Raw genomic sequence first — 7,197 nt, 5'->3', positions numbered from 1 at the left:
CAAGCGCGCCGGCTGGGACGACAGCTTCCTCCTCACCTTGTTTGGCCATATGCGATAGCCCTGCCGCTTGCGGGGAGAGGCCGGAAATCAAGCAGAGCTTGATTTCCGGGTGAGGGGGAGCCTCCGCGAGTCTCTCTGTCACGTCCCCGCGGAGACTCCCCCTCACCCCAACGCTCTCAGCGCGAGCGCAAGCCTTTGAATTGCCGGAGTTCCATCCGCGATTGCCCCGTGTTGGACCACGAACAAACCCGCTGTGGCCATATTTGAGTAAGAAGTGATCTCCCGAGAGGGAGGCGCTCCGATGAACAAAGCTCTGATCACTGCCATCGTGCTGCTGGCCGGCGTGCCGGCAAGCGCCGCTGCGCAGGAGCGCGCTGGTTCTGCGGCAATAGGCGCCGTATCCGGTGCCGTCGTGCTCGGTCCGGTCGGAGCCGTCGCGGGCGCTGTGATCGGCTATACCGCCGGACCCTCGATCGCGAGGTCATGGGGCGTGAGAGGTTCGCAGTCAGCGAGACATCGGCAGCCGTCACGTCGTGAGGCGTCCCCCGTCGCTGCGACCACCGCTCCGCCGCGCACGCGCCAGGCGATGGAGGCCAGTGGTCAGATGAGAGCCGCGAGCAATCCGCCGGTCCAGGCCGCCCCCGCGGTGCAACCGGCACAAGCTGCGCCTGCGGCTCCGGTGGAGACCACGCCGCCGCCCGTTCAGGGCTTCGACTGAAACTACGCCGCCGTCTTCGGCCGCAGCCGATCCACCGTCCGCGCGATCAGCGCGGCTACTTCAGCGACTTTCGGTCCGATCCGGAACTCCGGTCCTGCAACGACGACCGAGAGCCTGCGATCGCCGATCGGCAGCGGGATCGCGGCGCCGGCGAGGTCGCGGCTGTAATCCGCAAAGCTCTGGCAATAGCCGCGCTCGATCGAGTTGCGCAGCTCAGTCTCGACCGCCTCGATGCTGATCGGCGTCGAGGGGCCATACTGCTTGAACTCGATCTTGCGATAGACGGAGTCGCGTTCTTCCTGCGAATATTGCAGCAGCAGCGCGCGCCCGCTGGCGGTGGCGTGGATCGGCACGCGGTGGCCGATGGTCGCGAAATAGCGGATCGCGGCCTTGGATTCGACGACGTCGATGAAGACGGCCATGACGCCGGCCGGCGCCACGATGGATGCGGTCTCGCCGGTTTCTGCCGAGAGATCGGCGATCAGCGTGTGCGTCCAGGGCGGCAGCGGCTCGACCTCGGAGATCATGCGGGCCATCGCCAGCCACCGCGGCGTCGGGTAGAATCCGGCGCGCGGCCGCGGCTCATAGAGATAGCCCTTCTCCGACAGCGTCGCGAGCAGGTTGAAGGTCGACGAGCGTGGCCAGCCGAAATGATCGGCGATCTCGGCAAGCGTCGCCGGCTTCCTCGTTTGCGCGAAGAATTCCATGATCTCCAGGACGTTTGCGGCTTGGCGAACGATCATGGCGGGGCTTTGCGTCCTGCTTTAGGGCTGGCCGAGAATCTTCTTCGCGGCGCGAAGATGCGGTTTGTCGATCATCTGGCCGTCGAGCCGCAGCGTGCCGGAGTTCGGGTTGCTCGCGAACGCCGCGATCACCTTCTCCGCCCAGCTGCGCTCGGCCTCCGTCGGCGCGAATGCCGCGTTGACGACGTCGACATGTTTTGGATGAATCAGCGCCTTCGCCGAAAACCCGTCGCGGCGCGCCGCGCGCGTTTCCTGTTCGAGGCCCGCGAGATTGTCGATGTCAGTGTAGACCGTGTCGATCGGTGCGACCTCGGCGGCTGCCGCCGCCATCAGGCAGAGATCGCGCGCGAGGCGATAGGGGCTGTGGAACACGCCGCCGCTCGCTTTCTCGGTCGCGCCCAGCGAAGCCGAAAGGTCTTCCGCGCCCCACATCAGGCCGGCGAGGCGAGGGGAGCAGCCCTTGTAGCTGCCGAGGCCGAAGATCGAGCTGGCGGTCTCGGTCGCCACGCAGACGATGCGGGTCGCGCCGACCGTGATGCCGGATGCCGCTTCCAGGGCTTCGAGCCAGGTCGCGACCTGCCGCACGTCGTCGCCGCCTTGCGATTTCGGCAGCACGATGCCGTCGGGCTTGCCCGGCATCACCGCGGCGAGATCGGCGAGCGTCATGCCGGTGTCGAGCGCGTTGACGCGGACATAGAGCTGGTGCGGGCCGGGACGGCTCTTCAGCATCGCAAGCGTGAGGGTGCGCGCCTCCGGCTTCTTCTCGGTGACGACGGAATCCTCGAGATCGATGATCAGCGCGTCGGCCTTGCCTTCGCTCGCCTTCTCGAATTTGCGCGGGGAATCGCCCGGCACGAACAGCATCGAACGCATCAGACCGGCCTCTTGTGCATCAGCGCCATGCGGCGGCATTTGCCGACGATCTCGTCATTCTGATTCAGAGCATGGTGCTCGAACTCGACGATGCCGGCCTTGGGCCGCGATTTGGATTCCCGCACCGAGAGCACCTTTGTCGTCGCCCGCAACGTGTCGCCATGGAAGACCGGTTTCGGAAATGTGACGTCGGTCATGCCGAGATTGGCGACGGTGGTGCCCAAGGTCGTATCATAGACTGTCATGCCGATCATGATGCCGAGGGTGTAAAGGCTGTTGAAAATGCGCTGGCCGAATTCGGTCTTTTCGGAGAAATGCGCGTCGATATGCAGCGGTTGCGGGTTGAGCGTCAGCAGGCTGAACATGGTGTTGTCCATCTCCGTGACGGTCCGGGTCAGCGGATGCCTGAACTCCTGGCCTACGGAAAAGTCCTCGAAATAAAGTCCGGCCATCGCGGTTTCCTCCCTGATCGTTGCGATTTTGGCCCGCGCTGCCGTTACGGCGGCGCGGCCAGGTGAACTGCTTTTTGCTCTGCGAGCTGCTCGATCTCGTCCGCCGAGAAACCGGCCTCGCGCAAAATGTCGCGGCCGTGCTGGCCGAGCGTCGGTGCGGGACCCTTGGCCTCCGGCTGGGTCACGCTCCAGGTGGAGGGCACGCGCATCTGGCGGATGCGGCCTTCCACGGGGTGATCCACGGTCCTGAAGAAGTCGATCGCATTGAGATGCGGATCGTCCAGAATCGTCTCCAGCGTATGCATCGGCATCACCGGAATGTCGGCGCGCTCCAGCAGCTCGCGCCATTCCGCGGTGGTGCGCGTTGCGAAAATCTGGCCGATCTCCTCGTAGATCTCGTCGATATGTTTTGTGCGCGCGGCGTGATTGGCGAAGCGCGGCTGATCGAGGAAATGCGGCTGCCCGATCGCCTCGAAGAAGCTGCGCCAGTGCTTGTCGTTGTAGATGAGGACGCAGAGATAGCCGTCGCTGGTCTTGTAGGGGCGGCGATAGCGCGAGAGCAGGCGGGCATAGCCGCCATGGTCGAGCGGTGGATCGTAGGTGAGGCCGCCGAGATGGTCGACCAGAACGAACTCGGTCATCGATTCGAACATCGGCACGTCGATGCGCTGGCCAACGCCCGTGCGCTGCTGGTGCATCAGCCCGCCCATGATCGCGTTGACCATCATCAACCCGACGATGCGGTCGGCGATGGTGACCGGAACGTAGCGCGGCGTGCCGTCGCCGGCCGCCGCGAGCAGCGTCGGGATCGTTGCCGCGCCCTGGATCAGATCGTCATAGGCGGGTTTTGCGGCATAAGGGCCGGACTGGCCGTAGCCGAATGCGCCGACATAGACGAGCGCGGGATTGATCGCGCGGAGCGTCTCGTAGTCGAGGCCGAGCCGCGCCATCGCCTGCGGGCGCACATTGTAGACGAGCGCGTTGGCGGTCTTGGCCAGCCGCAACAGCGTGTCTCGTCCTTCGGGTTTCTTGAGATCGAGCACGATGCTGCGCTTGCCGCGATTGGCATTGTGGAACATCCCGCCCATGCCGGGCGTCCGGCCCGGACCGATCTGGCGAACGATGTCGCCCTCGGGGCTTTCGACCTTGATGACGTCGGCGCCCATATCCGCCAGCACCTGGGTGCCATAGGGGCCCATCAGCACCGAGGTCAGGTCGAGAATGGTGAAGCCGGCGAGCGGTCCCATGGGGCCTCGTGGGATGAATTCATATACGTGGAGTTAGAGTTCATAAAATGCCGGTGTCAATTCGACGACGTCGCCTTCCCCCGCATGGCTCCATGCGCAGTTCATATACTTGACAGATAAATTCACGTATATGTACATTTTCCTCAAGCAAGAAATGGAGTGAGGACCGGACGGTGCCGCAGCGCTTCGCTGCCGCCTTCGGCGTGGGACGCGTCAAGGAGAACGAAATGAAGAAGAATTGGGTCTGGGCCGCAGCCGCGCTCGCTCTCACGCTGCCGGTCTCGACGTTTCAGGCGCAGGCGCTCGAGCTGAAGGTCGCCGATAGCTTCCCCGCCGGTCACTATCTCGTCCGCCTGCTGCTCAAGCCCTGGATGGACGACGTCACCAAGCGCACCAATGGCGCGGTGACCTTCACTTATTATCCGAACCAGCAGATCGGCAAGGCCGCCGACATGCTGCGGCTGACGCAGTCCGGCGTAGTCGACATCGGCTACATCGGACCGTCCTACGTCTCCGACAAGATGCCGCTGTCGGAAGTCGCGCAATTGCCGGGCGCGTTCGCGACCAGCTGCCAGGGCACGCTCGCCTACTGGAAGACCGCGCGCGAAGGCATTTTGGCCAAGCAGGAATACGCGCGGAACAAGATCAAGCTGCTGATGGCCGTGGTGCTGCCGCCCTACCAGGTGTGGACGGTCAAGTCGAAGGTCGAAACCACCAAGGACATGCAGGGCCTGAAGCTGCGCACCACCGGCGGCGCGCAGGACCTGACGTTGCGTGCGCTGAACGCCGTGCCGGTCCGCATGGCCGCGCCCGATGCCTATGAGTCGCTCTCGCGCGGCACCATGGACGGCCTGCTGTTCCCGCTCGACAGCGTCGTGTCCTACGGCCTCGACAAGCTGGTCAAGCACGCCACCGAAGGCGTCAGCTTCGGCAGCTTCATCGTCGCCTACTCCATCAACCAGTCGGTCTGGAACAAGCTGCCCGACGACGTCAAGAAGGCGATGGACGAGGCCTCGGAGGCGATCACGCCGAAGGCCTGCGCCGACGTCGACAAGGAAGGCGAAGTCACCAAGAAGCAGATGCAGGACGAAGGCGTCAGCTTCGATCCGCTGCCGGAGGCGACGCGCGCCGAGATGAAGGACAAGCTCAAGGGCGTCGGCAAGGAATGGGCGAGCGGACTCGACAGCCGCGGCAAGCAGGCCTCCGCCGCGCTGAAGGAGTTCGAAGACTTGCTCGCCGCCGGCAGGAAGTAGTTTGACAGGCAAGAAGGAGGCGCGAGGTGATCAAGCGGGCAGGAAATGTGCTCGGCGCGCTGGAGCGCGCGCTGACTGTCATCGCGGTGGTGTTCATGTTCGTGATCATGCTGCTGGTCGTGACCGACGTGTTCATGCGCTACGTGCTGAACAGTCCGTTTTCCTTCACCTACGATCTGATCGGGCTCTATCTCCTCGCCGGCGTGTTCTTCTTCACGCTGTCGGACGCCTTGCGTGAACATGTCCATGTCGGCGTCGACATCCTGTTGTCGCGCTTCTCACTGACCGGGCGGCGGCTGTCCGAGATCGTCACCGCGCTCGCCGGCCTGTTCGTGTTCGTCCTGATCTGCAAGGTCGGGTTCGAGCGCGCGCTGGAGAATTACGAGCAGCGCGACGTGCTCTCCGGCGCCATTCCCTGGCCGACCTGGATCTCGGCGGCGCTGGTGCCGTTCGGCTGCGGCATGCTGGTGCTGCGGCTGGCGCTGCAGCTCATCGGCAATGTGCTGAGCCTCGTCAGCGGGCGCGATCTCTATCCGCTGCCGCCGGTGACCGGCGTCGGCGAAGCACGCAGCTTCGAGTAACGGCAGGCATCCATGACACCTTTCATCGTTCTCGCCCTGCTGTTCGGCCTGCTCGCGCTCGGCACGCCCGTCGGATTCGCCATGGCCTTCTCCGGCTCTGTCGGCCTCGTCATGGTCGGCGGCTGGTCCACGCTGTTCGGCATCCTGCAGACCGCGCCGCTCTCGACCGTCTCGTCCTACGAACTGATCACCATCCCGATGTTCCTGTTGATGGCGGATCTCGTGCTGCTGTCGGGCGTCGCGGATGATCTGTTCAAGACCGCGTCGGCCTGGGTCGGCCGCATTCCCGGCGGGCTCGGCATGGCGACAGCGCTGGCCGGCGCCGGTTTCGGTGCGATCTGCGGCACCTCGACGGCCTCCGCCGCGACGCTGTCCTCGACCAGCCTGCCAGCGATGATCCGCCAAGGTTACGAGCCGAAGATGGCTGCCGGCGTGGTCGCAATCTCCGGCACGCTGTCGATGCTGCTGCCGACCAGCGTCGCGCTCGTCATCTTCGGCCTGCTCGCCGAGGTGAACATCGGCAAGCTGCTGATCAGCGGCATCGTCCCGGCGATCCTGGTGACGTTCACCATCATGGCAACGATCTACTTCCTGGTCTGGCAGGATCCCTCGCGCGCGCCCGCTGCAAAGTCGGTGCCGTGGCGCGAGAAGTTCGCGCTGCTGTGGCAGGTCTCGCCGATGGTGGTGCTGTTCTCGATCGTGACGGGCACGATCTATCTCGGCGTCGCGACGCCGACCGAAGCGTCCGCCTTCGGTGCGTTCGGCGCCTTCCTGCTCGCGATCGTCAAGGGCAAGATCACGCCGTCGTCGCTCTATCACACGCTGCTGCGCGCCAGCCACGGCACCTGCATGATCATCATGATTTTGGTCGGCGCCTCGATCTTCGGCTACTTCTTCACGCTGACGCATGTCACGCAGGACCTCGTCGCCTGGATCGGCTCCCTGCCGGCTTCGCGCTGGGTGATCATCACGCTGATCCTGTGCGGCTACATCGTGCTCGGCTCCTTCATGGACCAGATCGCGATCCTGGTGCTGACCGTGCCGATCGTGCTGCCGCTGATCAAGACGCTCGGCTTCGATCCGATCTGGTTCGGCGTCATCAAGATCGTCACCGCCGAGGTTGGCATGATCACGCCGCCGGTCGGGCTGAACTGCTTCATCGTCGCCCGCTATGCCAAGCGGCCGGTCGCGGAGGTCTTTCACGGTACCTTCCCGCACTTCATCGCGCACCTGATCGCGATCGCGATTCTGGTGGCGTTTCCGTCCATCATCCTCTGGCTGCCCTCGCAGATGGGGCGCTAAGATCGGAGCTCGCGGCTCCCAAGAAGGA

General features: G+C 64.5%; 8 protein-coding genes. 4 read left to right on the top strand and 4 right to left on the bottom strand.

The genetic code is table 11. From position 1 onward, the window contains the following. Positions 1 to 301 precede the first annotated feature (301 nt). Positions 302 to 718 (top strand): hypothetical protein, encoded by a 417-nt coding sequence (locus tag RAD16_RS38325; RefSeq protein WP_458163049.1) that lies wholly within the window; start codon positions 302 to 304, stop codon positions 716 to 718. A 2-nt stretch (positions 719 to 720) separates the two neighbouring features. Here RAD16_RS38325 and RAD16_RS38320 read toward each other — a convergent pair whose 3' ends face one another. From RAD16_RS38320 to RAD16_RS38305, 4 genes are read right to left on the bottom strand one after another with little or no spacing between them, the layout of a single operon-like run. After that, complete coding sequence (locus RAD16_RS38320; protein WP_458163048.1) at positions 721 to 1,461, bottom strand: IclR family transcriptional regulator; 741 nt, start codon at positions 1,459 to 1,461, stop codon at positions 721 to 723. 21 nt (positions 1,462 to 1,482) lie between these two features. Next, positions 1,483 to 2,334 (bottom strand): HpcH/HpaI aldolase/citrate lyase family protein, encoded by an 852-nt coding sequence (locus tag RAD16_RS38315; protein WP_458163047.1) that lies wholly within the window; start codon positions 2,332 to 2,334, stop codon positions 1,483 to 1,485. Then, positions 2,334 to 2,804 (bottom strand): MaoC family dehydratase, encoded by a 471-nt coding sequence (locus RAD16_RS38310; protein WP_458163051.1) that lies wholly within the window; start codon positions 2,802 to 2,804, stop codon positions 2,334 to 2,336. Before RAD16_RS38310 ends, RAD16_RS38315 begins: the two co-directional genes overlap by 1 nt. 26 nt (positions 2,805 to 2,830) lie before the next feature. Beyond that, positions 2,831 to 4,033, bottom strand: coding sequence for a CaiB/BaiF CoA transferase family protein (locus tag RAD16_RS38305; protein WP_458163046.1), 1,203 nt, complete (start codon positions 4,031 to 4,033; stop codon positions 2,831 to 2,833). Positions 4,034 to 4,260: 227 nt separating this feature from the next. On the opposite strand from RAD16_RS38305, the gene RAD16_RS38300 reads away from it, so the two are divergent. The 3 genes from RAD16_RS38300 to RAD16_RS38290 are packed head-to-tail and all read left to right on the top strand — an operon-like array spanning position 4,261 to position 7,169. After that, positions 4,261 to 5,286, top strand: a complete 1,026-nt coding sequence (locus RAD16_RS38300) for a TRAP transporter substrate-binding protein (protein ID WP_458163050.1) — start codon at positions 4,261 to 4,263, stop codon at positions 5,284 to 5,286. Positions 5,287 to 5,312: 26 nt separating this feature from the next. Next, positions 5,313 to 5,867: a TRAP transporter small permease gene (locus RAD16_RS38295; protein ID WP_458163045.1), complete on the top strand. Its 555-nt coding sequence runs from the start codon at positions 5,313 to 5,315 to the stop codon at positions 5,865 to 5,867. A 12-nt stretch (positions 5,868 to 5,879) separates the two neighbouring features. Continuing rightward, positions 5,880 to 7,169, top strand: coding sequence for a TRAP transporter large permease (locus tag RAD16_RS38290; protein WP_458163044.1), 1,290 nt, complete (start codon positions 5,880 to 5,882; stop codon positions 7,167 to 7,169). The last annotated feature ends 28 nt before the right edge of the window (positions 7,170 to 7,197 follow it).

Source organism: Bradyrhizobium sp. 18BD, assembly GCF_054185225.1.
The sequence above is the reverse complement of the archived record's forward strand: the minus strand, read 5'-3'. Positions and strand labels throughout refer to the sequence as shown.

Coding starts and splice junctions, on each gene's coding strand:
- RAD16_RS38325 (WP_458163049.1), top strand. CDS start 302: ATGAACAAAGCTCTGATCACTGCCATCGTGCTGCTGGCCGGCGTGCCG.
- RAD16_RS38320 (WP_458163048.1), bottom strand. CDS start 1,461: ATGATCGTTCGCCAAGCCGCAAACGTCCTGGAGATCATGGAATTCTTC.
- RAD16_RS38315 (WP_458163047.1), bottom strand. CDS start 2,334: ATGCGTTCGATGCTGTTCGTGCCGGGCGATTCCCCGCGCAAATTCGAG.
- RAD16_RS38305 (WP_458163046.1), bottom strand. CDS start 4,033: ATGGGACCGCTCGCCGGCTTCACCATTCTCGACCTGACCTCGGTGCTG.
- RAD16_RS38300 (WP_458163050.1), top strand. CDS start 4,261: ATGAAGAAGAATTGGGTCTGGGCCGCAGCCGCGCTCGCTCTCACGCTG.
- RAD16_RS38290 (WP_458163044.1), top strand. CDS start 5,880: ATGACACCTTTCATCGTTCTCGCCCTGCTGTTCGGCCTGCTCGCGCTC.